General features: G+C 71.3%; 19 protein-coding genes. 10 read left to right on the forward strand and 9 right to left on the reverse strand.

What is annotated here, in order from left to right:
- Positions 1-97: 97 nt before the first annotated feature.
- On the reverse strand, positions 98-523 hold the full coding sequence (locus ACQEVY_RS08410; RefSeq protein WP_432946409.1) for a hypothetical protein: 426 nt from the start codon (positions 521-523) through the stop codon (positions 98-100).
- An 83-nt stretch (positions 524-606) separates the two neighbouring features.
- Here ACQEVY_RS08410 and ACQEVY_RS08415 point away from each other — a divergent pair, with 83 nt between their 5' ends.
- Both ACQEVY_RS08415 and ACQEVY_RS08420 read left to right on the forward strand, forming a co-directional pair.
- On the forward strand, positions 607-1,380 hold the full coding sequence (locus ACQEVY_RS08415) for an MBL fold metallo-hydrolase (protein WP_432946411.1): 774 nt from the start codon (positions 607-609) through the stop codon (positions 1,378-1,380).
- Complete coding sequence (locus ACQEVY_RS08420; protein ID WP_432946413.1) at positions 1,377-1,994, forward strand: DedA family protein; 618 nt, start codon at positions 1,377-1,379, stop codon at positions 1,992-1,994. The genes ACQEVY_RS08415 and ACQEVY_RS08420 overlap by 4 nt, the downstream gene beginning before the upstream one ends.
- A gap of 25 nt (positions 1,995-2,019) precedes the next feature.
- On the opposite strand, the gene ACQEVY_RS08425 is transcribed toward ACQEVY_RS08420, so the two are convergent.
- The 4 genes from ACQEVY_RS08425 to ACQEVY_RS08440 form a co-directional block, all read right to left on the reverse strand.
- Positions 2,020-3,180, reverse strand: a complete 1,161-nt coding sequence (locus tag ACQEVY_RS08425; protein WP_432946415.1) for an MBL fold metallo-hydrolase — start codon at positions 3,178-3,180, stop codon at positions 2,020-2,022.
- Positions 3,177-4,412 carry an aminotransferase class I/II-fold pyridoxal phosphate-dependent enzyme gene (locus ACQEVY_RS08430; protein ID WP_432946417.1) on the reverse strand — a complete coding sequence of 412 codons (1,236 nt, stop codon included), beginning with the start codon at positions 4,410-4,412 and terminating at the stop codon, positions 3,177-3,179. Before ACQEVY_RS08430 ends, ACQEVY_RS08425 begins: the two co-directional genes overlap by 4 nt.
- 86 nt (positions 4,413-4,498) lie before the next feature.
- On the reverse strand, positions 4,499-5,437 hold the full coding sequence (locus ACQEVY_RS08435; RefSeq protein WP_432946419.1) for a hypothetical protein: 939 nt from the start codon (positions 5,435-5,437) through the stop codon (positions 4,499-4,501).
- Between the two features lie 737 nt (positions 5,438-6,174).
- A complete protein-coding gene (locus ACQEVY_RS08440) occupies positions 6,175-6,888 on the reverse strand; it encodes an ANTAR domain-containing response regulator (protein ID WP_432946421.1) in 714 nt (237 codons plus the stop codon).
- A gap of 109 nt (positions 6,889-6,997) precedes the next feature.
- On the opposite strand from ACQEVY_RS08440, the gene ACQEVY_RS08445 reads away from it, so the two are divergent.
- The gene (locus ACQEVY_RS08445; RefSeq protein WP_432946423.1) at positions 6,998-8,128 is read left to right on the forward strand and encodes a GAF domain-containing protein; all 1,131 of its coding nucleotides are present in this window, start codon (positions 6,998-7,000) and stop codon (positions 8,126-8,128) included.
- A gap of 135 nt (positions 8,129-8,263) precedes the next feature.
- Here the strand turns inward: ACQEVY_RS08445 and ACQEVY_RS08450 are convergent, their stop codons facing one another.
- Entirely contained in the window at positions 8,264-9,058 is a 795-nt protein-coding gene (locus tag ACQEVY_RS08450) for an RNA polymerase sigma factor SigF (protein ID WP_432946425.1), read from the reverse strand.
- Between the two features lie 233 nt (positions 9,059-9,291).
- On the opposite strand from ACQEVY_RS08450, the gene ACQEVY_RS08455 reads away from it, so the two are divergent.
- On the forward strand, positions 9,292-11,088 hold the full coding sequence (locus ACQEVY_RS08455; protein ID WP_432946427.1) for a thiamine pyrophosphate-requiring protein: 1,797 nt from the start codon (positions 9,292-9,294) through the stop codon (positions 11,086-11,088).
- A gap of 151 nt (positions 11,089-11,239) precedes the next feature.
- Here the strand turns inward: ACQEVY_RS08455 and ACQEVY_RS08460 are convergent, their stop codons facing one another.
- Positions 11,240-11,371 carry a hypothetical protein gene (locus ACQEVY_RS08460; protein ID WP_432946429.1) on the reverse strand — a complete coding sequence of 44 codons (132 nt, stop codon included), beginning with the start codon at positions 11,369-11,371 and terminating at the stop codon, positions 11,240-11,242.
- Positions 11,372-11,507: 136 nt separating this feature from the next.
- Between ACQEVY_RS08460 and ACQEVY_RS08465 the strand changes: the two genes are divergently transcribed.
- From ACQEVY_RS08465 to ACQEVY_RS08475, 3 genes are all read left to right on the forward strand, one after another.
- Positions 11,508-11,909, forward strand: a complete 402-nt coding sequence (locus tag ACQEVY_RS08465) for a DUF2795 domain-containing protein (protein WP_432946431.1) — start codon at positions 11,508-11,510, stop codon at positions 11,907-11,909.
- 163 nt (positions 11,910-12,072) lie between these two features.
- Positions 12,073-12,513 carry a CBS domain-containing protein gene (locus ACQEVY_RS08470; RefSeq protein WP_432946433.1) on the forward strand — a complete coding sequence of 147 codons (441 nt, stop codon included), beginning with the start codon at positions 12,073-12,075 and terminating at the stop codon, positions 12,511-12,513.
- A 120-nt stretch (positions 12,514-12,633) separates the two neighbouring features.
- Positions 12,634-13,173 carry a type 1 glutamine amidotransferase domain-containing protein gene (locus ACQEVY_RS08475; RefSeq protein WP_432946435.1) on the forward strand — a complete coding sequence of 180 codons (540 nt, stop codon included), beginning with the start codon at positions 12,634-12,636 and terminating at the stop codon, positions 13,171-13,173.
- A 107-nt stretch (positions 13,174-13,280) separates the two neighbouring features.
- Here ACQEVY_RS08475 and ACQEVY_RS08480 read toward each other — a convergent pair whose 3' ends face one another.
- Positions 13,281-13,514 carry a DUF6158 family protein gene (locus tag ACQEVY_RS08480; protein ID WP_386341353.1) on the reverse strand — a complete coding sequence of 78 codons (234 nt, stop codon included), beginning with the start codon at positions 13,512-13,514 and terminating at the stop codon, positions 13,281-13,283.
- Between the two features lie 86 nt (positions 13,515-13,600).
- Here ACQEVY_RS08480 and ACQEVY_RS08485 point away from each other — a divergent pair, with 86 nt between their 5' ends.
- Complete coding sequence (locus ACQEVY_RS08485) at positions 13,601-14,740, forward strand: Vms1/Ankzf1 family peptidyl-tRNA hydrolase (RefSeq protein WP_432946438.1); 1,140 nt, start codon at positions 13,601-13,603, stop codon at positions 14,738-14,740.
- Between the two features lie 88 nt (positions 14,741-14,828).
- On the opposite strand, the gene ACQEVY_RS08490 is transcribed toward ACQEVY_RS08485, so the two are convergent.
- The gene (locus ACQEVY_RS08490; protein ID WP_432946440.1) at positions 14,829-16,448 is read right to left on the reverse strand and encodes an ABC-F family ATP-binding cassette domain-containing protein; all 1,620 of its coding nucleotides are present in this window, start codon (positions 16,446-16,448) and stop codon (positions 14,829-14,831) included.
- Between the two features lie 80 nt (positions 16,449-16,528).
- Here ACQEVY_RS08490 and ACQEVY_RS08495 point away from each other — a divergent pair, with 80 nt between their 5' ends.
- On the forward strand, positions 16,529-18,019 hold the full coding sequence (locus ACQEVY_RS08495) for a bifunctional phosphatase PAP2/diacylglycerol kinase family protein (protein ID WP_432946442.1): 1,491 nt from the start codon (positions 16,529-16,531) through the stop codon (positions 18,017-18,019).
- A gap of 118 nt (positions 18,020-18,137) precedes the next feature.
- Positions 18,138-18,953: a methyltransferase domain-containing protein gene (locus tag ACQEVY_RS08500; protein ID WP_432946444.1), complete on the forward strand. Its 816-nt coding sequence runs from the start codon at positions 18,138-18,140 to the stop codon at positions 18,951-18,953.
- The last annotated feature ends 5 nt before the right edge of the window (positions 18,954-18,958 follow it).

Raw genomic sequence — 18,958 nt, forward strand, 5'->3', positions numbered from 1 at the left:
CACCTCCCCTTGCCGAAGTTCGCTCCCCAGATTGTCACAACAGGTGAGGGCACACGGACGTTCGCAGACAGAGGGTGAACGCCTGCGGATCAGCGCATCAGCGCCCGTCGTACCCCGCCGTCGGCATCGACAGCCGGCGATGGACCGACGCCTTCATCTGCGCGTCGTACGCCGGTTCCGCGTGCCCGACCGTCTCGATGCGTACGCCTCTCCGGGCGCACTCCGCGGTGAACTCGTCGACCGAGGCGAGCGCCCGCTCCAGCACCCGGCGGCTGGGCGCGACGAACAGATCGACGCGTCCCGCCTCGACGTCCTCCCAGAGCGCGCAGTGATCGGGGCGCAGTCCGCGTACGAGGAGTTCCCGGGCGATGACGTACCCGTGCTCGGCGGCCCAGCGCGCGCACATGGCGTGCTGGCTGCGTGAGTCCACCAGGAAGGGGTCCGCGTCCAGTTCCTCGAGCGGCGTCAGGCTGGCGATGGCCGTGACGCGAAGCATGCCGGAGGCGCTGCGCGTGTCTCCCATGGTGTCCCCCTCACCTCCGGTTTCGCCGCTGACCCTACCTCTGCCCGTAGGCTCTGGGGAGTCGCGCGAAGGGAGCAAAGGGGGTGCCGGTGGAGATCACCTGGTGGGGTCACGCGACCTGCACGGTCGAGGACTCGGGCGTACGCCTGCTGACCGACCCGTTGTTCGCGCGTCGGCTGGCTCATCTGCGCCGGCGCCGTGGGGGTACGCCCCCGCCCGAGGCGGCGCTCGCGGACGCGGCCCTGGTCTCGCATCTGCACGCCGACCACCTGCACGTTCCCTCGCTGGCGCGGCTCGCCGCGGGAACCCGGGTGCTGCTGCCGAGGGGCGCCACACGCGCGGTGCCCGGGCTGCGCAGGCTCGGCCATCTACGGCTCACGGAGGTCGCGCCGGGTGACGAGACGCGGGTCGGTGACCTGGTCGTACGGGCCGTCCCTGCACGCCACGACGGACGGCGGCTGCCACTCGGGCCGCATCGTGCGCCCGCCCTCGGCTATGTCGTCGAGGGCGAGGGGCGGACGTACTTCGCCGGGGACACCGGCCTGTTCGAGGCAATGGCGAAGGAGGTCGGGCCCGTCGATGTGGCGCTGCTGCCGGTCGGCGGCTGGGGGCCGTATCTCGGCGAGGGCCATCTGGACGCTGGACGGGCCGCCGAGGCACTGGTCCGGCTGCTGCCGGGCAGCGCGGTGCCGGTGCACTACGGCACGTACTGGCCGATCGGCATGGACGCCGTGCGCCCCCATGAATTCCATGCGCCGGGCCCGGAGTTCATGCGCCTGGCGCGCGAGAGGGCGCCCGATGTGGCGGTGCATCTGCTGAGGCACAGCGAGAGCGTACGGCCGGAGGTCGCGCGGTGATCCTGTCCACGGCGGCCACGGTGCCGCCGGAGGCGACCCAACAGGCGGTCGGCTACCCGTCGTTGTTCCTGCTGGTGCTGATCGGGGCGCTGGTGCCGGTGGTGCCCACGGGCGCTCTGGTGAGTTCGGCCGCGGTGGTGGCCTTCCACCAGACGGCACCGTTCTCGCTGCTGCTGGTGTTCGTGGTGGCGTCGGTCGCGGCCTTCCTCGGTGACATCGCGCTGTACTGGCTCGGCAAGCGCGGCATGGGCTCGAAGAACGGCTCGCGCTGGTTGCAGGCGCTGCGTGAACGCGCCCCGGAGGACCGCCTCAAGCAGGCGCAGGAGCGTCTCGACACACACGGCGTGACCGTGTTGATCGTGTCGCGGCTGGTCCCGGCGGGGCGGATTCCGGTGATGCTGGCGTGTCTGATGGCCCGGATGCCGATGCGGCAGTTCATACGGGGGGATGTGCCGGCCTGCCTTGCATGGGCGGTGACGTATCAACTCATCGGCATCCTGGGGGGCTCACTGTTCAAGGAGCCCTGGGAGGGCGTGGTGGCCGCCGTGGTGCTCACGCTGGTGATCAGTGGGGCGCCGAGCGTGTGGCGGAGGGTGCGCAAGTCCGCGGCGTAAGTCCGTGGCCTGAACGGTCCTCCGTTCAGGCCAGAATCCGGGAGCCCCCCACCGGCAGATCCCACAGGTCCTCGCGCGCCAGACCCGCCCGTTCCCAAGCCGCCCGCACCCGCGTCAGCGGCTCGAGCACCGGCTCCGCCGACAGTACGAACGTGGCCCAGTGCATGGGTGCCATCCGCCTGGCCCCCAGGTCCTGAGCCGCGCGGACGGCCTCCTCCGGGTCGCAGTGGACGTCGCTGAGCCACCAGCGGGGCTCGTACGCGCCGATCGGGAGGAGGGCCAGGTCGATACCGGGGTAGCGGTCGCCGATCCGCTCGAACCAGTGGCCGTAGCCGGTGTCGCCCGCGAAGTAGACACGTCGACTGTCCGGTGCGGTGAGGATCCAGCCTCCCCACAGGCTGCGGCAGGTGTCGTGGAGGCTGCGCTTGGACCAGTGGTGGGCGGGCACGAAGTCGAAGCGCACTCCGCGCAGTTCGGCCGCCTCCCACCAGTCAAGCTCGGTGACACAGGTGAAGCGGCGGCGCCGGAACCAGCCACCGAGCGCGGCGGGAACGAAGACGGGGGTGTCGCGCGGGAGCCTGCGCAGGGTCGGGGCGTCCAGGTGGTCGTAGTGGTTGTGGCTGATGACCACCGCGTCGATACGCGGCAGTTCGCTCCAAGGCACGCCAACGGGCGTGACCCGGGCGGGAGTTCCGAGGATCTTGCGCGACCAGACCGGGTCGGTCAGGACGGTGAGCCCGCCGATCTGGACCACCCAGCTCGCGTGCCCGGCCCAGGAGACGGCGACGGTGTCCGCGTCCACGCGCGGCAGCGGGGCAGGCTCGTACGGCAGCCGGGGTATGTCGACGAGACCCTCGGGTCCCGGCCGCAGCGCGCCCTCGCGGGCGAAACGGGCGAAGCCCCTGAGGCCCGGCAGCGGGTCGGTCAGCCGGTCGAGGAAGGACCGCGGCCAGACGCGCCGCTCGCCGAGAGGGCGGGGCGCGGCGAGCGGTGTTCCCGTACCGCCGAGGGGCACGGAGGAGGACACCGGCTCATCGGCGTCCGTAGACAGGGATGACGGTGATGACGGGGATGACAGGGATACGGACGTGATGGTCGTCGAGGTCGACTCGTACTGCTGCGTCTCGGACTGCTGCGTCTCGGACTGCTGCGTCTCGGACTGCTGCGTCTGGGACTGTTGCGTCATCGAGGGGACTCCCATCGCCGGGCGTCGTCGCGGAGATCGTCGAACACCGATCCCAGCAGAGTCAACGCGCTTTCCACATGCGGCAATTCCAGAGGTTCCGGTGCCATGAGAGACGCCGTGCGCTCCTCGTCGGTTGATCCGAGGAGCGGGCCGGTGGCCAGGCGGACGCGCAGGGCGCCAAGGTCGTCGCCGAAGCGGTGGCCGCCGGGGGCGGGCATGCCGAGGCGGGCGGTGAGGAAGTCCTCCAGTTCCTGTGCGTCTCCCACGCCGTACTCGGTGAGGGCGGGCCGCAGCGGGCCCAGATCCGCGTACAGATGGCGCCCTGCCTGCGGGGGCCGGGCGAGGGCACCCCCCGTCACCACGGCGTGGTGCGCGGCGGCGGCCACGCGCGCGTGCAGTCGTACGGCCGCGGTGAGTCGCAGGCTGATCTCCTCGGGCTCGCGGAGCGCGTACGTGGCTGCTTCGGCGACCGGCGTCGCCAGGCGAGCGCCGAGCGCGGTCAGCACGTCGAGGACGCGGTCGCGCAGGTGGGTGCCGGTGTCGGTGTCGGGGAAACGGGCCAGGGCGGCCGGCCAGCCCGGCGGCAGGAACGGGCCCGCCAGATCGGTCATCACGGTGACCCGGTCGGGAAGCATCTCGGCGGGACTCAGCAGAACCGTGTCGTGCGGCTCGTGCAGGGTGTCGCGCCAGGTCTCGTCGCTGATCAGGTGCAGTCCCTCGCCCGCGGCGGCCTCGATGGTCTCGTGAACCACTTCGGGCGGGGCGACGGTGGCGGTGGGGTCGTCGGCGACGGAGAGCACCAGCAGCCGCGGGTCGCCGCCCTCGGCGCGCACCCGGCGGACGGTTTCCAGGAGAGCGTACGGGTCGGGGACGCCTCCGCATTCGGCGGACGTCGCCACATGGAACACGGAGGTGCCGAGCAGCCGGGCCGTGGGCCGCCACCAGGCGGCGCAGGGGCGCGGCACCAGGACATCGCCGCCGAGTGCGGCGGTCAGGGCGAGGAGCAGGGCCGGGGCGCCGGGTGCCGCGGCCGTCCGGTGGCGCTCGGCGGGCAGTCCGCGCCGGGCCCAGTACGCGCAGGCCGCGTCCAGGAGCCGGGGGCCGCCGCCGGTGGGTTCGGTGTGCGCACCGGCCGCGGCGGCGGCGAGTCCGGGCGGGACCGGCAGCCCCTGGCCGGGTAGCGGTGGGCCGTAACGGACGGGGCCGTGCCCTTCCGGATCCGTCCGCCGCATGGTCGCCTCCGCGCAGGGTTTCGTGGTTCCTACGGTGCTCAGTTGTGTCTCTGAGCTGTGAGTACCCACCGTCACGCGTCGTCAACTCAGCGGTTGGCGGACGGCTCCCTGCGCAGCAGCCTGTGTACGGCGGCGCCGAGTGCGCCCGCGATGAGGAGGCCGCCGGCGGCGAGGGCGGCCGGGGAGTCGGTGAATGCGCCGCCCTTGCCCGCGCGGACGCCGTGCGGGTGGTGGGAGCCGTCTCGTGACACCGTGAACGTCGCGCTCCACTCGGCCTCCTTGCCGCCGGGGGGTGCCGGGCAGGCACCGTCGACGCTCCACTCGTCGGTACGGCCTTCTTTGCCGCCTCCGCCCTTTTCGAAGTTCGCGGCGGGCGCGATACGGGCGGTGCCGGTGTAGGCGGGGCCTGTCGCCTTGTCCTTGCCCTCGACCAGGTGGAGCTTGGTGGTGCCGTGCTCGAAGGCCTGCGAGTGGGCGTCGATGGTCTTGGGTGCGGGTCCGCCGAGTGCTCCGCAGGAGACGGAGATGGTGACGGTGTCGCCGGGGGCTACGGTGCGGGGGGTTACCTCGGCGACCGGGGCGGTTGCCGAGGCGTTCGGTGACGCGCCGGGCGACTTCTCGGCGGACGTCCCGGACCAGTCGTCGGTTTTCGTCCCGGGCGACGTCCCGGACCAGTCGTCGGCCGGCGTCCCGGGCGACGCACCGGCCGAGTCCTCCGCCGACGTCCCGGCCGATTCCTCGGCCCACAGGTCGGGGGACTTCTCCGCCAACTGGTCGGACGGCTCTTCGTCCGGGATCGGAGGGGCGTCCGTCGGCTCCTCTTCCGGGACCCAGGCCGGGCCTGGGGCCGACTCGTCTGCGGGGACGTCTGCCGACTCGTCGGCCGGGACTGTGGCCCGTTCCTGGGCCGGGACCCTGGCCCGTTCCTCGACCGGAGTTGCGGCCGACGCGGCGGTGCCCAGGGCTACGGCGACTACTGCGGTGGCGGTGACTGCGGTGGAGAGGGCGCGGGCTGTGCGGCGCATGGGCTGGGCTCCTTCGGCCTGAGGCGGGGCCTTCCGCGCCCCCGGGGGCCGCGGAGGAGGGGCACAGCCTTCGTGCCCCGTAGCCCATCAGAGCCCGCCCCTCGCCGGGGCGCGCGCGGCCGGGCACCATTCGTGCCACGTTGGGGGCCGAGCGGGTGACGGTTCCTGGCCGTGGCCAAGTGCGGGGTTCCCTTTCCCCAGCCCCGCCCCTTCCCGAAACTGGGGGCTGCGCCCCCAGGCCCCCCTGCCTCGGGCCGGTCGGGCGCCTACGGCGGGTGGGTGGGGTGCCTACCGGGGTGGTGGGTGACAGTTGTGTCGCGGCTGCGGGTTCGTTGTGGCTTGTCGCGCAGTTCCCCGCGCCCCTAAAAACCTGCGACTGGCCGCACCCCCGAAGAGCAAGCGAGCCGAAAAGCCCGCACCCCGACGAAACCGGCACCCTCCCGCCGGCGGGAGGGGACGTGGGCCGGTGCGTCCTATGCCCGTCGCTTAGCTTCGGTCTGGGCACAGCTGCGCCCTGTGTCAGCACGGGGTCGTATGCCCTGTTGGCGACGGGCTGACGCACCGGACCGCGGCCCCGCACCCACCAACCACCCCAGGGGCGCGGGGAACTGCGCGAGCAACCACAACGCACCCGCACCCGCCCAACCGCCGGAGGCACCCCGCGTGGGCGCGACCAGCCACAACGAACCGTCAGCCGACAACGAACCCAACCCGCCCAACCGCCGGAGGCAACCCGCCTACGACAGCGAAACCAGTTCCTGCTCCAACCCCCGCCCCCGCGTCTCCACGATCGACGAAGCAACGTCGGACAGCTTGCGGTTCGTGCCCTGGGAGACGCGGCGTAGGACCGCGAAGGCCGCGTCCGCGTCGCAGGCCAGGACGTGCATGATGATGCCGCAGGCCTGGTCGACGACCGGCCGGGTACGCAACGCGGTGCCCAGTTGGTCGAGTTCGGTGAGCGCGGCGCGGTAGGAGCGGTCGCGTACGAGACTGCTCGCGGCGAGGTCGCCGAGGTCACGGGCGGGACCGTGCGAGGCGTCCCCGAGGGCGTCGGGGCGGAAGCTGTACAGGCTGAGCGTCACCGTCAGTCCGGGGCGCCGGAACGGCATCGTGACGCAGGACCGTACACCCGCGTCGAGCGCCACGGCCCGGTACTGCGGCCAGCGCTCCACGCGCAGCAGATCGCCCGTCTCAACGGTTTCGCCGCCGTCCACGGCGACAGGGATCGGCCCCTCGCCGGAGAGCAGCTGGACCGAGACGAGGCCCGCCAGATCGGGATGGGTCACGGCGGCCGGCCGCTCCGCCTCGCCGTTGGAGACCGTGGTGCTCGCACCGCAGCAGTCGGTGGTGCAGCGCGCGGACTTCTCAGCGAGTTCCGACAGCCGACGAGCGGGAAGCGCGGACTCCGGTGACTCCGTGCCCAGGTGGCCGATGTGCTCGGCGTCCGGCATGTGTGTACCTCCTTACTCTGCGCCTGCCCACCCACCCGCTGGGAAAACGAAAATGAACGGTTCCACTCCGGCCTCCCCGCAACGGCCGGAGACGGGTTAGGTTCGGGGCATGGCGCAGACAGATCAATTCGGGGAAGAGCTCGAGGATTTTGTGCGCCGTGTCGCGGAGTTGAAGGCGGCGCGGTCCGTACCGAGCGGTGACCTTCAGACAGTGCTCGACGCGGCACTCTTTGAACTGGATCATGTGGCCGACCAGTTGTGGCCGTGGTACGAGCGGCTGACCTCGGGCGGCACATCCAATGGACCCTCCACCGACCGTCAGGAGCAGCAGCTGTTGCGGGCGATCTTCCAGCGCCTTCCCCTGCCCGTCGCACTCATGGACCGCGAGACGGTGGTCCGCAGACTCAACCACGCGGCGGCCCAGTTCACCGGGATACGGCCGGGCTACGCGACGGGCCGGGCGCTGACCGGTTTCCTCGCGCACGCCGACCGGGCCGCGTTCCGTTCCCAGGTCGCGGCGGTGGCCCGCGGCGAGGGCGACCGCAGTCTCACCGTTCACCTTCAGCAACGCCCCTCCGTTTCCGTGCGCGCGACGCTCACCGCGGTGCGGACGAGCGGTGAGCCGCGTACTTCCGTACTCGTGGTGCTGCAGCCCGCGGACGCACGGATACCGTCGGCCGAGGGCTCCCCCGGTCCGCTGCCGGACCTCGCCGAGACGACCCGGCATCAGTCGCAGCTGGACCTGGTGGACGCCATGTCCACGGCCTTACTGACCGAGCCGGCGACGACCCGGGCCGCCGTGCTTGAGCGGGCGGCCCGAGTGCTGCACGGACGGTTCGCGGACTGGGTGATCACCGACGAGGGGGCCGCGCGGCTGTGCCGTATGACTGTCCTCGGACCCACGGACCGGCCCGGCACGCAGGTCGAGGACCTTCAGTCGCAGGACCCCGCCGGCTGCCCGCTCGTCGTCGAGGCGGCACGCGGCGGTTCCACGGCCCTTCAGGTACGCCCCGAGGACCCCGACGCCTTCGGAAAGGACGCCTCGGGCGCCCCCGTCCTGATCAGCGCGAACGTCACATCGCTCCTGTGCGTCCCCCTGACCGTGAACGGCACCGTACAGGGCGTCCTCACCCTGTTCCGCTGCGGCGCAAGACTCGCCTTCTCCATGGCCGAGGCCCAGATCCTGGACATGATGTCCCGTCACATAGCCCTGGCGCTAAGGAACTTGGACCGCCGCTGAGTGCAGCCGCGCCCCTAACAAGAGGCCGCAGGCCTTCTTGTTAGGGGCGCGGGGCTGTGTCAATTTGCGGCTCCGCCGCGTGGGCGCGACAAGCCACAACGAACCCGCAGCTTCAAACCGCGCCCCCAGCGGAAGCTACGCGGCGTCCTGCATCACCTGGTCCCGCAACCGCCCACAGCACCGGCTGATCAGCCGAGACACATGCATCTGCGAGATCCCGAGCTGCTCAGCAATCCGGCTCTGCGTCATATCCCCGAAGAACCGCATGTACAGAATGGCCCGCTCGCGTTCCGGCAGCGCCTGCAGCTGCGGCTTGACCGCCTCGCGGTCGACGACGACGTCCAGCGACGGGTCGGAGGAGCCGAGCGCGTCGCTCAGGGAGTACCCGTCCTCACTCCCCGGCAGCTCGGCGTCGAGCGAGAGCGCGGTGAAACTCTCCAGGGCCTCGAGCCCGACGCGTACGTCCTCCTCGCTCATCTGTGCGTGCTCGGCGATCTCGGCGACCGTGGGCTGCCGGCCGGAGATCGTCTGGGACAGGTCCTGGCTGGCGAACCGGACCCGGTTGCGCAGATCCTGGACTCGACGCGGCACGTGCAGCGTCCACATGTGGTCGCGGAAGTGCCGCTTGATCTCACCGGTGACGGTCGGCACGGCGTAGCTCTCGAAAGCGTTGCCGCGCTCGGGGTCGTACCGGTCGACGGCCTTGACGAGACCGAGCGCCGCGACCTGGCGCAGGTCCTCGAAGCTCTCGCCGCGGCTGCGGAACCGTCCTGCGAGCCGCTCGGCCATGGGGAGCCATGCCTCGACGATTTCCGCACGGAGAGTGTCGCGCTGCTGTCCCGGAGGAAGCTTGGCGAGGGTGCGGAAGGCCTCCGCGGTGTCGGGGGCGTCGTCGTGCGGGTGGTTCTTGGCGCTCGCGTGAGTCTGCATAGTACGTCGCAACTCCCTTGAGTGGTGCCTTCGTTTGGACAGTCACCGTGGGAGCGCGCCTAGAGCCGACAGGCACACCCGTGGCGGGATTTCGCCGCCTCCCACGGACGTGCCTCCTGTCCGAAGCACTGACATTCGCCTGCCCGTCTGTCCGGGCGTCAAACACCCGAAGGTTTTTTCGGCGGCGCGCGGGTGACTCGGGCGGTACAGCCGTCACCCCCGGGAGGTCCCGTATGAGCACCAAGGTCGCCGACCATGTCCTGCAGCGCCTGCGCGAATGGGGCGTGGAACACGTGTTCGGCTATCCAGGGGATGGCATCAACGGTCTCCTCGCCGCCTGGGGCCGGGCCGAGGACAACCCCAAGTTCATTCAGTCGCGGCACGAGGAGATGTCCGCGTTCGAGGCGGTCGGCTACGCGAAGTTCGGGGGCCGGCTCGGGGTGTGCACGGCGACCTCGGGACCCGGCGCGATCCATCTGCTGAACGGTCTGTACGACGCCAAGCTCGACCATGTGCCGGTACTCGCGATCGTCGGCCAGACGCACCGTACGGCGATGGGCGGCTCGTACCAGCAAGAGGTCGATCTGCACACCCTGTTCAAGGACGTGGCCTCCGACTTCGTCGAGACCGTCATGGTTCCCGAGCAGCTGCCGAACGTCCTGGACCGGGCGATCCGCACCGCCTACGCGCGCCGCGCCCCCACCGCCGTGATCATCCCCGGCGACGTCCAGGACCTCGAATACTCCGCCCCCACCCACGAGTTCAAGATGGTCCCCTCCAGCCTGGGCCGCAGTGCGTGGACCGCGATTCCGTCACAGGAGTCGGTGGAGCGGGCGGCCGAGGTGCTCAACTCCGGCGACAAGGTGGCCATTCTGATCGGCCAGGGCGCGGCCGGGGCACAGGCCGAGGTGGAGCGGATCGCCGAGTTGCTCGGCGCGGGCGTCGCCAAGGCGCTGCTCGGCAAGGACGCACTGAGCGACGAACTCCCTTACGTCACGGGCGCGATCGGCCTCCTGGGCACTCGGCCCTCGTACGAGCTGATGCGCGACTGCGACACCCTGCTGACCATCGGCTCCTCCTTCCCGTACACGCAGTTCATGCCGGAGTTCGGCAAGGCGCGGGGCGTGCAGATCGACATCGATCCGCACATGGTCGGGATGCGCTATCCGTACGAGGTGAACCTCGTCGGAGACGCGAAGGCGACCCTGGAGCGGCTGATCCCGCTGCTGCGAGGGGAGGAACGCGGGCGCGAGTGGTACGACACGGTCTGCGCGAACGTGACGCGCTGGCGCGAGGTGATGGAGCGCCGGGCCCAGCTGTCCGCCGATCCGATCAACCCGGAGTACGTGGCCCGGGCGCTGGATCCGCTGCTGCCCGGCAACGCGATCGTCACGTCCGACTCGGGCTCACCCGCGAACTGGTACGCACGTCATCTGACGCACAGGGCCGGGATGCGCTCCTCGTTGTCGGGGACCCTCGCCACGATGGGCTGCGGGGTGCCGTACGCGATCGGGGCGAAGTTCGCGCATCCGGACCGGCCCGCGATCGCGCTCGTCGGGGACGGGGCGATGCAGATGAACGGGCTGGCGGAGCTGATCACGGCGGCCAAGTACCGCGACCGCTGGGAGGATCCGCGGCTCGTGGTGGGCGTCTGGAACAACCACGACCTCAACCAGGTGACCTGGGAGATGCGCGCGATGGAGGGCGCCCCGTCCTTCCTGCCCTCGCAGGAGATCCCGGACGTGCAGTACGCCGCCTTCGCACGCTCCCTCGGGCTCACCGGTATCCGCGTGGAGAAGCCGGAGGACGTCGAGGCGGGCTGGCGCGCGGGCCTGCAGGCGGACGGTCCCGCGGTGATCGAGTTCCTGACCGACCCCGCCGTGCCGCCGGTTCCGCCGCACGCCACGTGGGAGCAGATGGAGGCCACCGCCGCCGCCATCCTGAAGGGCGACTTCGACCGCGGGTCCATGGTCCGGCAGGGCTTCAAGGCCAAGATCCAGGAGTTCCTGCCGGGGCGCGACCGCCACTGACGTACGGCTCCACTCCTGACGGAGACGTACGGCTGCACTCCTGACGGACGGCTCCCGAACAGGCCCTCGGCGTTTCCCCCGGCGCCGAGGGCCGATGCCGTCCGGGCTCGGTCACTGATCACTCGGTCACTGATCAGTGGGGCAGCGCGTGTCAGTGGGGCAGTGCGGGCGTTTCGGACTCGTCGGGGTGCCGGGCCGGTGGGAGGAGCCACTCCTCGTAGCGGCCGAGCGCCAGGACGACGCCGAGCATCAGGACCGGCAGCATCACAGCGAATATCGCCATGGCCTTGTCCTTCCCCAGGAGATGTGCGATTGGGGGGCGCAAATCGGGTCTCCAGGCCACGAACAGACAAACCCTTCGTGTCGATATCGGGGGTGCGGGTACACGAGGTTCCACCCCCGAGTGTCTGGAGGGAGACATGCAGCGAGGCAGCGACCGGCTCAACGTCCACAAGGACGACGAGATGAAGCATGAACTGCAAGGCCTGCTCCGGTCGGGCCACCCGACCAGGACCGAGGAGTGGCACGACCCGGAGCCGACCGCCGACGACGACCCGTGGGTCGCGGGCGGGCCGGTCAGGCCGGACGCCGGCCGGGGCTCCGAGGAGGCGGTGCGCTACGAACTGGCCCGGCATCTGGGCCGTACGGCCTTCCCCGCGCCCCCTCGTGAACTGATCCGTCTGCTGCGCAGCAGGCACGCGCCCGACGGGCTCATCGAACCGCTGGAGCGGCTGCCGAGGAAGGCGGTCTACCACACCGCTCAGGAGCTGGCCGAAGCGGTCGTACGGGCCGCGAGCGGCGAAACCGGCGAAAACCGGTGAGAGGTGAGCGCCCCCTGAGGAAACCGCGCCGAATCTGCGACGGAGGCAGACGCCGAGGCATAGGCCGCTCCCGCAGGGGTACTGCGGGCGACATCACGCCGTCGAACCAGCAAGAGAGCAGTACCCCAACCCGGTACCGGGGAATGCAGGAAGGCCCACAGCCATGGCCCAGTTCGTCAGGGAAGTCATGACGCCAGGCGTTGTCACGGTCCGTCCGGACGCCTCGCTCGTCGAAGCGGCGCAACTGATGCGCGCCCAGGACATCGGCGATGTCCTGGTGGCCGGGGAGCGCAGCCTCCTCGGTGTCCTGACGGACCGTGACATCGCGCTGCGCGCGGTCGCGGAGGGCGTCGATCCGCTGACGGTGAGCGCCCAGGCCGTGTGCACGCCGAACCCTGTGGTGATCGGCCCGGACGACGCGGTCTCGGCCGCGGTCGAGCTGATGCGCGAGCACGCCATCCGCCGGCTGCCGGTCGTCGAGGACGGCCACCCGGTCGGCGTGGTCAGCCTGGGCGACGTCGCCGTCGCCGAGGACCCCGGCTCGGCCCTCGCGGAGATCAGCCGCGCGGCCCCGGACGACTCACCGGGCACCATGATCCGCTGAACCAACGGCGGGAGGAACGACGGCTCGTGGCGGGAAGCGGCGAGCCGGCAAGCATGGACGTGCCGAGCGGACGGGTCGATAGCCGAGCTAGGACCTGTCCGGAGAGGACGTGGAGAACTGATGCGTATCGCGTTTCTGATGGCGCCGGAGGGCGTCGAGCAGATCGAACTCACCGATCCCTGGCAGGCCGTTATCGACGCGGGTCACGAACCCGTGCTCGTATCCACGAAGCCCGGTCAGATCCAGGCGTTCCACCATCTCGACAAGGCCGATGTGTTCCCCGTGCAGGAGGTCGTGTCCGAGACGTCCGCGGGTTCCTTCGACAGCCTGGTGCTGCCGGGCGGCGTGGCCAACCCGGACGCGCTGCGCATGGACGGGAAGGCCGTGTCGTTCATACGGGACTTCTTCGAGCAGGGCAGGCCGGTCGCCGCGATCTGCCACGCCCCGTGGACGCTCGTCGAAGCGGACGTGGTCCGCGGTCGCACCCTGACCTCGTGGCCGAGTCTGCGTACGGACATCCGCAACGCGGGCGGCACCTGGGTCGACGAGCAGGTCCAGGTCTGCGAGGCCGCGCCGTCGACGCTGGTCACCAGCCGCAAGCCGGACGACCTGAAGGTGTTCTGCGAGGCGTTCCTGGAGGAGTTCGCCAAGCGCCGCTGAGCTGTTGACGGCCTACGGACCCTGACTACGACTACTGACCTACGGTCCACTGACCTGCTGGCCGGGAAGGCGAGGCCGGCCTGGGAAGCCGAGCGCGGGGCGCTAGGTCACGCCCCGCCCGGCTGCCGGTCCCGCGCGCCTTCCCGTGTCCGGCCCGGGGCCACGGGGCGGCGCGGGTTGCGGCGCAGATACTCGCCCTCCAGCTGCGCCATCCGCTCGTTGTGGATGCGCAGTGCGTCGTTCGAGCCGTGCAGCAGCGTGTCGTGGCGTGTGCGGTGGATCGTCTCCAGCTCTTTCATCAGCTGCTGGTCGTCCAAAAGACCCGGGTCGACTCCGGTCATGGTGGTACCCCGATCGTCGTGTTCCTTCGGAGCGTCCGGGTACCCGCCCGGCAAGCAATATCCCGAACGGCATCCGGGAGGAAGCCATGGATCTCGCCTTTCTGCGTCCACTGTACGAACATCCGGGACCCTGGGCTTCGGTGTATGTCGGCACTTCCCAGCACACGGAGAACACCCCGCACGAACGGTCCCTGACGGCACAGGAGGCAGCCCGGCAGCTCGCGGACCAGGGCGCCGACGAGCCCACCTGCCAGGCCGTGCGGTCCGCGCTCGAGGAGCTGCGGCATTCCACGGAACCGCATGGCCGGGCCCTGTTCGCCACCGGTGGCGAGGTCGTCCTCGACCCCGCCCTGGCCACGCCCCCGCCGGGCGGCCTTTCCGTCACCTGGTCGGCGCTCCCGCACACCGCGCCGCTGCTCGATCTGCTCGGTGAGGACCCGGTCTGTGTCGTGGCCTACATCGACCGGCGGGGCGCCGACTTCGAGCTGCGCTCCGCGCTGGGCAGCCGGGACGCGGGCTCGGTCTCCGGGCGGCAGTGGCCTCTGCACCGTACGAGCACGGTCGACTGGTCGGAGCGGCACTTCCAGCTCAGGGTGGAGAACACCTGGGAGCACAACGCCGCGGAGATCGCCGACGCGCTCGCCGTGTGCCAGGAGGAGACCCAGGCCGACCTGCTGATCCTCGTCGGCGACGACCGCGAGCGGCGGGCCGTGCACGAGCGGCTGCCACAGCGGCTGCACGACCGCACGATGGAGGCGCCGCACGGGGCCGGCAGCCGGCTGCTCGACGAGGACGTGGAGCGGATCCGCGCGGAGCATGTGCGGCGCCGGGCGGCGGAGGACCTGGAGCGGTTCCTGGCGGCCCGGGCGCCGGACGCGGACGGGAACGTCGGCGCCGTCGAGGGCGTACCGGCGGTGATCGAGGCGGCCCGGGAGCACCGGATCGACGAGTTGCTGATCATCCCGGAGGGACCCGACACGCACCGCGAGGTGTGGGTCGGCGAGGCCCCCGACCAGTTGGCCGTGCGGCGCACGGACTCGAAGACGCTGGGCGAGCCGCGCCCCTGGGCGGCACGGGCGGACGACGCGCTGCTGCGGTCCGTGATCGCGTCGGGCGGCGCGGCACTGTCGCTGACGCCCGCCGTACCCGAGCCCAGCCCTCAGACGCCTCCGGCGGGCGGCATCGGCGCACTGCTGCGCTGGGCTGAACCCCCGCAGAGCAGGTGACCAGGTGAGCAGGTCGTAGCCCCGGCGGATACGGCCCGTACGTCACGTACGTCACGTAGATACGGCCCAGCGGGTACGGACCCGTCGGCTACCGTGCGCGCTCCACCCGCCGCTCGTCCCACACCGGCTCCGTCGTCTCGCGCACCTTCCCGTCGCTGCCGAACACCAGGTAGCGGTCGAAGGAGCGGGCGAACCAGCGGTCGTGGGTCACGGCGAGAACCGTGCCCTGGTACGCCTCCAAACCCTCCTGCAATGCCTCGGCCGACTCGAGGTCGAGGTTGTCGGTCGGCTCGTCGAGAAGCAGGGCCGTGGACCCCTCCAGTTCCAGCAGGAGGATCTGGAAGCGGGCCTGCTGACCGCCGGAGAGCCGGTCGAAGCGCTGCTCGGCCTGGCCGGTCAGCTCGTAACGCCGCAGCCGGGACATCGCGGCGCCGCGGTCCTGGGCGTGCTCCTTCCACAGGATGTCGAGGAGCGTACGGCCCTCCAGCTCGGGGTGCGCGTGCGTCTGCGCGAAGTGGCCGGGGACGACGCGCGCGCCGAGCTTCCACTCCCCCGTGTGCGCGACCTCGCCGCCCGCGAGCAGCCGCAGGAAGTGCGACTTGCCCGAGCCGTTGGAGCCGAGCACGGCGACCCGCTCGCCGTAGAAGACCTCCAGGTCGAAGGGTTTCATCAGGCCGGAGAGCTCAAGTCCCTTGCAGGTGACGGCCCTTACGCCGGTACGGCCGCCGTGCAGGCGCATCGTGATGTCCTGCTCGCGCGGCGGCTCCGGCGGCGGGCCCGCCTCCTCGAACTTGCGCAGCCTGGTCTGCGCGGCCTGGTAGCGCGAGGCCAGCTCATGGCTGATCGTGGCCGCCTGCCGCAGATTCAGCACCAGCTTCTTCAGCTGGGCGTGCTTCTCGTCCCAGCGCCTGCGCAACTCCTCGAAGCGCGCGAAGCGTTCACGCCGCGCCTCGTGGTACGTCGCGAAACCGCCACCGTGCACCCACGCGTCCGCGCCCGCGGGCCCCGGCTCCACGCTCACGATCTTCTCCGCGGCGCGGGCGAGCAGTTCACGGTCGTGGGATACGAACAAGACGGTCTTGCGTGTCTCCTTCAGCCGTTCCTCCAGCCAGCGCTTCCCGGGCACGTCAAGGTAGTTGTCCGGCTCGTCGAGCAGCAGCACCTCGTCACCGCCGCGCAGAAGCGCCTCCAGTACGAGCCGCTTCTGCTCACCGCCGGACAGCGTGCGCACCTCTCGGAACTGCGCCTTGTCGTACGGCACGCCGAGCGCGGCCATCGTGCAGATGTCCCACAGCGTCTCGGCCTCGTACCCCTGGACCTCCGCCCAGTCGGCGAGCGCCTGGGCGTACTGGAGCTGGGCGGCCTCGTCGTCGACGGTCATGATGGCGTGCTCGGCCGCGTCGACGGCCTTGGCCGCCTCGCGGATCCGCGGCGGCGCCACGGAGACGAGCAGGTCGCGCACGGTGGTCTCGTCACGTACGGAGCCCACGAACTGGCGCATCACCCCGAGCCCGCCGCTGACGGTGACCGTGCCGCCGTGCGGCTTCAGCTCCCCCGAGATCAGCCGCAACAGGGTGGTCTTTCCTGCTCCGTTGGGCCCCACCAGCGCGACCGCGGCCCCTTCGCCCACCCGGAAGGACACATCGCCGAGGAGCGCCCTCCCGTCGGGCAGGTAGTACTCCAGGTGCGCCGCTTCCAGATGTCCCATGGTCCGGCATTCTCCGGGCGGCGGGTGCGGGCGGCAAACGGTTATGCGCGGTCCGGCGTTTGTGGGGGTACCCGCAGCTCATGAGCGCAGATGTAGACCTCACCGTTCCGGAACCCGGCCACGGCCTGCGGGACCGGCTGCTGGCCCTGGACTGCCGGCTCTTCGACGCCGTGGCGGCCCGGCACTGGCCGGGCGCCGACCGTGTCCTGCCGAGGCTCAGCCGCAGCGCCAACCACGGCCTGCTGTGGTTCGCCACGGCGACCGCCCTCGCCGCGACCCGCTCGCCGAAGGCCCGCCGCGCCGCCGCCCGCGGTGTCGCCTCGCTGGCCGTGGCCTCGGCGACCATCAACACGCTCGGCAAGCGCACGGTGCGCCGGCCGCGCCCGCTGCTGCACGCGGTACCGCTGATACGTCAACTGGAACGGCAGCCGATCACCACCTCGTTCCCCTCGGGGCACTCGGCGTCGGCGGCGGCCTTCGCGACGGGCGTCGCCCTGGAGTCCCGGACGCTGGGCGCGGCCGTCGCCCCGGCCGCCGCCGCGGTCGCCCTCTCCCGGGTCTACACGGGCGTCCACTTCCCGAGCGACGTCCTCGCGGGCGCGGCACTCGGCGCGGGCGCCGCCTATGCCGTACGCGGCCTCGTACCGACCCGCGACCAGCTGCCGCCGCCCGGCCGCCCGCGGGTGGACGCGCCCGCGCTCCCCGATGGCGAGGGGCTGGTGCTCGTCGCCAACAAGGAGGCGGGCACCCCGGACCGCGTACGTGTACTGCGCGACGCGCTGCCACATGCCGAGGTCATCGAGTGCGAAGCGGCCGAACTGCGGGCCGAGTTGGAGAAGGCGGCGAAGCGGGCCGTGGTCCTGGGCGTGTGCGGCGGCGACGGCACCGTCAACGCGGCCGCCGAGGTGGCCGTACGCCACAGCCTGCCGCTCGCGGTGCTGCCCGGCGGAACGCTCAATCACTTCGCGCACGACCTGGGCGTGGAGGACGTACGCGATCTGAGCCAGGCCGTCCGGCACGGCGACGCCGTACGCGTGGACGTGGGCTACTTCAAGGCCGGCGACGTCGACGGCTGCTTCCTCAACACCTGCAGCCTGGGCGTCTATCCCGAGCTGGTGCGGGAGCGGGACCGCTGGTCGCGGCGGATCGGCGGCTGGCCCGCCGGGGTGCTCGCGGCGACGCGGGTGCTGCGCGCCGACCGGCATCCGCTACGGACCGAGATCGGCGGCACGGAGAGGCCGTTGTGGCTGCTGTTCGCAGGGAACGGCATGTACCACCGCATGGGCCCGATCCCCGGCCGCCGCTACGACCTCGCGGACGGCCGCCTCGACGTGCGGGTCGTGCACGGGGGCCGCAAACCCGCCGTCCGGCTGCTCGCCGCGGCCGTCGCGGGACCGCTGACCCGCTCGCCGGTGCATGCGGCGGTACGGGTCGGAGGGCTCCGCGTGGACGGTGTCGCACCCGGCACGCTTCTGGCGTACGACGGCGAAGTGACGTCGGTGGAGGGCGAGTTGACGCTGGAGAAGCTGCCGGAGGCACTGACGGTGTACCGGCCGCTCGCGCATCGCTGATTACGCGGTCGGCGACATCCCGACCGGAAGACGTTGTCCGTATCGCAAGACGCGTATCTCATTATTCGACATGGCGGCGTACGGTGATCTCACAGGTACCGCCAGAGAAGGGGACGCCATGTCGAAGGAGACCGCCGTCTACACCCACGGGCACCATGAGTCCGTGCTGCGCTCGCACACCTGGCGCACGGCCGCCAACTCGGCGGCGTACCTCATCAGTTCACTGAAGCCCCATATGACGATCCTGGACATCGGCTGCGGGCCCGGCACCATCACCGCCGACCTGGCAGGGCTCGTTCCCGACGGCCGGGTCACCGGCGTCGACCACGCTCCGGGCATCCTGGACCAGGCCCGGGCCACGGCTGCTGAACGAGGCCTGATCAACGTCGAGTTCGCGGTCGCGGACGTACACGCGCTGGACTACCCGGACGACACCTTCGATGTCGTCCACGCGCATCAGGTGCTGCAACACGTGGGGGATCCGGTGCAGGCGTTGCGCGAGATGTACCGGGTCACCAAGCCCGGCGGCTTCGTCGCCGCGCGGGACGGGGACTACTCGGGGATGGTCTGGTATCCGCGGACGCCCGGCATGGACGACTGGCTGGACCTGTATCTGCGGGTGGCCCGCGCCAACGGCGGTGAGCCGGACGCCGGGCGGCGGCTCAAGTCCTGGGCGCTGCAAGCCGGTTTCACCGACATCGCCTCCTCCTCAAGCAACTGGTGCTTCGCCACCGCCGAGGAGCGCGCCTGGTGGAGCGGCCTGTGGGCGGACCGCACCCTCGCCTCGGCGTACGCCGAGCGTGCCACGCAGGGCGGCCATGCGACGGCGGATCAACTGCGAGCGGTGTCCGAGGCTTGGCGGGATTGGGGGCGGCAGGAGGACGCGTGGTTCTCCTGCCTGCACGGAGAGATTCTCTGCCGTAAGCCAGTCTGAAGAAC

The sequence above is a fragment of the Streptomyces sp. CA-288835 genome (assembly GCF_050936385.1).
Lineage (GTDB): Bacteria > Actinomycetota > Actinomycetes > Streptomycetales > Streptomycetaceae > Streptomyces.

Bases quoted from the DNA above. Each gene is read 5' to 3' on its own strand.
- ACQEVY_RS08465 (WP_432946431.1), top strand. From the start codon at position 11,508: ATGCAGCGAGGCAGCGACCGGCTCAACGTCCACAAGGACGACGAGATG.
- ACQEVY_RS08485 (WP_432946438.1), top strand. From the start codon at position 13,601: ATGGATCTCGCCTTTCTGCGTCCACTGTACGAACATCCGGGACCCTGG.
- ACQEVY_RS08450 (WP_432946425.1), bottom strand. From the start codon at position 9,058: ATGCAGACTCACGCGAGCGCCAAGAACCACCCGCACGACGACGCCCCC.
- ACQEVY_RS08495 (WP_432946442.1), top strand. From the start codon at position 16,529: ATGAGCGCAGATGTAGACCTCACCGTTCCGGAACCCGGCCACGGCCTG.
- ACQEVY_RS08455 (WP_432946427.1), top strand. From the start codon at position 9,292: ATGAGCACCAAGGTCGCCGACCATGTCCTGCAGCGCCTGCGCGAATGG.
- ACQEVY_RS08490 (WP_432946440.1), bottom strand. From the start codon at position 16,448: ATGGGACATCTGGAAGCGGCGCACCTGGAGTACTACCTGCCCGACGGG.
- ACQEVY_RS08460 (WP_432946429.1), bottom strand. From the start codon at position 11,371: ATGGCGATATTCGCTGTGATGCTGCCGGTCCTGATGCTCGGCGTCGTC.
- ACQEVY_RS08410 (WP_432946409.1), bottom strand. From the start codon at position 523: ATGGGAGACACGCGCAGCGCCTCCGGCATGCTTCGCGTCACGGCCATC.
- ACQEVY_RS08435 (WP_432946419.1), bottom strand. From the start codon at position 5,437: ATGCGCCGCACAGCCCGCGCCCTCTCCACCGCAGTCACCGCCACCGCA.
- ACQEVY_RS08445 (WP_432946423.1), top strand. From the start codon at position 6,998: ATGGCGCAGACAGATCAATTCGGGGAAGAGCTCGAGGATTTTGTGCGC.
- ACQEVY_RS08425 (WP_432946415.1), bottom strand. From the start codon at position 3,180: ATGACGCAACAGTCCCAGACGCAGCAGTCCGAGACGCAGCAGTCCGAG.
- ACQEVY_RS08475 (WP_432946435.1), top strand. From the start codon at position 12,634: ATGCGTATCGCGTTTCTGATGGCGCCGGAGGGCGTCGAGCAGATCGAA.
- ACQEVY_RS08430 (WP_432946417.1), bottom strand. From the start codon at position 4,412: ATGCGGCGGACGGATCCGGAAGGGCACGGCCCCGTCCGTTACGGCCCA.
- ACQEVY_RS08470 (WP_432946433.1), top strand. From the start codon at position 12,073: ATGGCCCAGTTCGTCAGGGAAGTCATGACGCCAGGCGTTGTCACGGTC.
- ACQEVY_RS08500 (WP_432946444.1), top strand. From the start codon at position 18,138: ATGTCGAAGGAGACCGCCGTCTACACCCACGGGCACCATGAGTCCGTG.
- ACQEVY_RS08440 (WP_432946421.1), bottom strand. From the start codon at position 6,888: ATGCCGGACGCCGAGCACATCGGCCACCTGGGCACGGAGTCACCGGAG.
- ACQEVY_RS08480 (WP_386341353.1), bottom strand. From the start codon at position 13,514: ATGACCGGAGTCGACCCGGGTCTTTTGGACGACCAGCAGCTGATGAAA.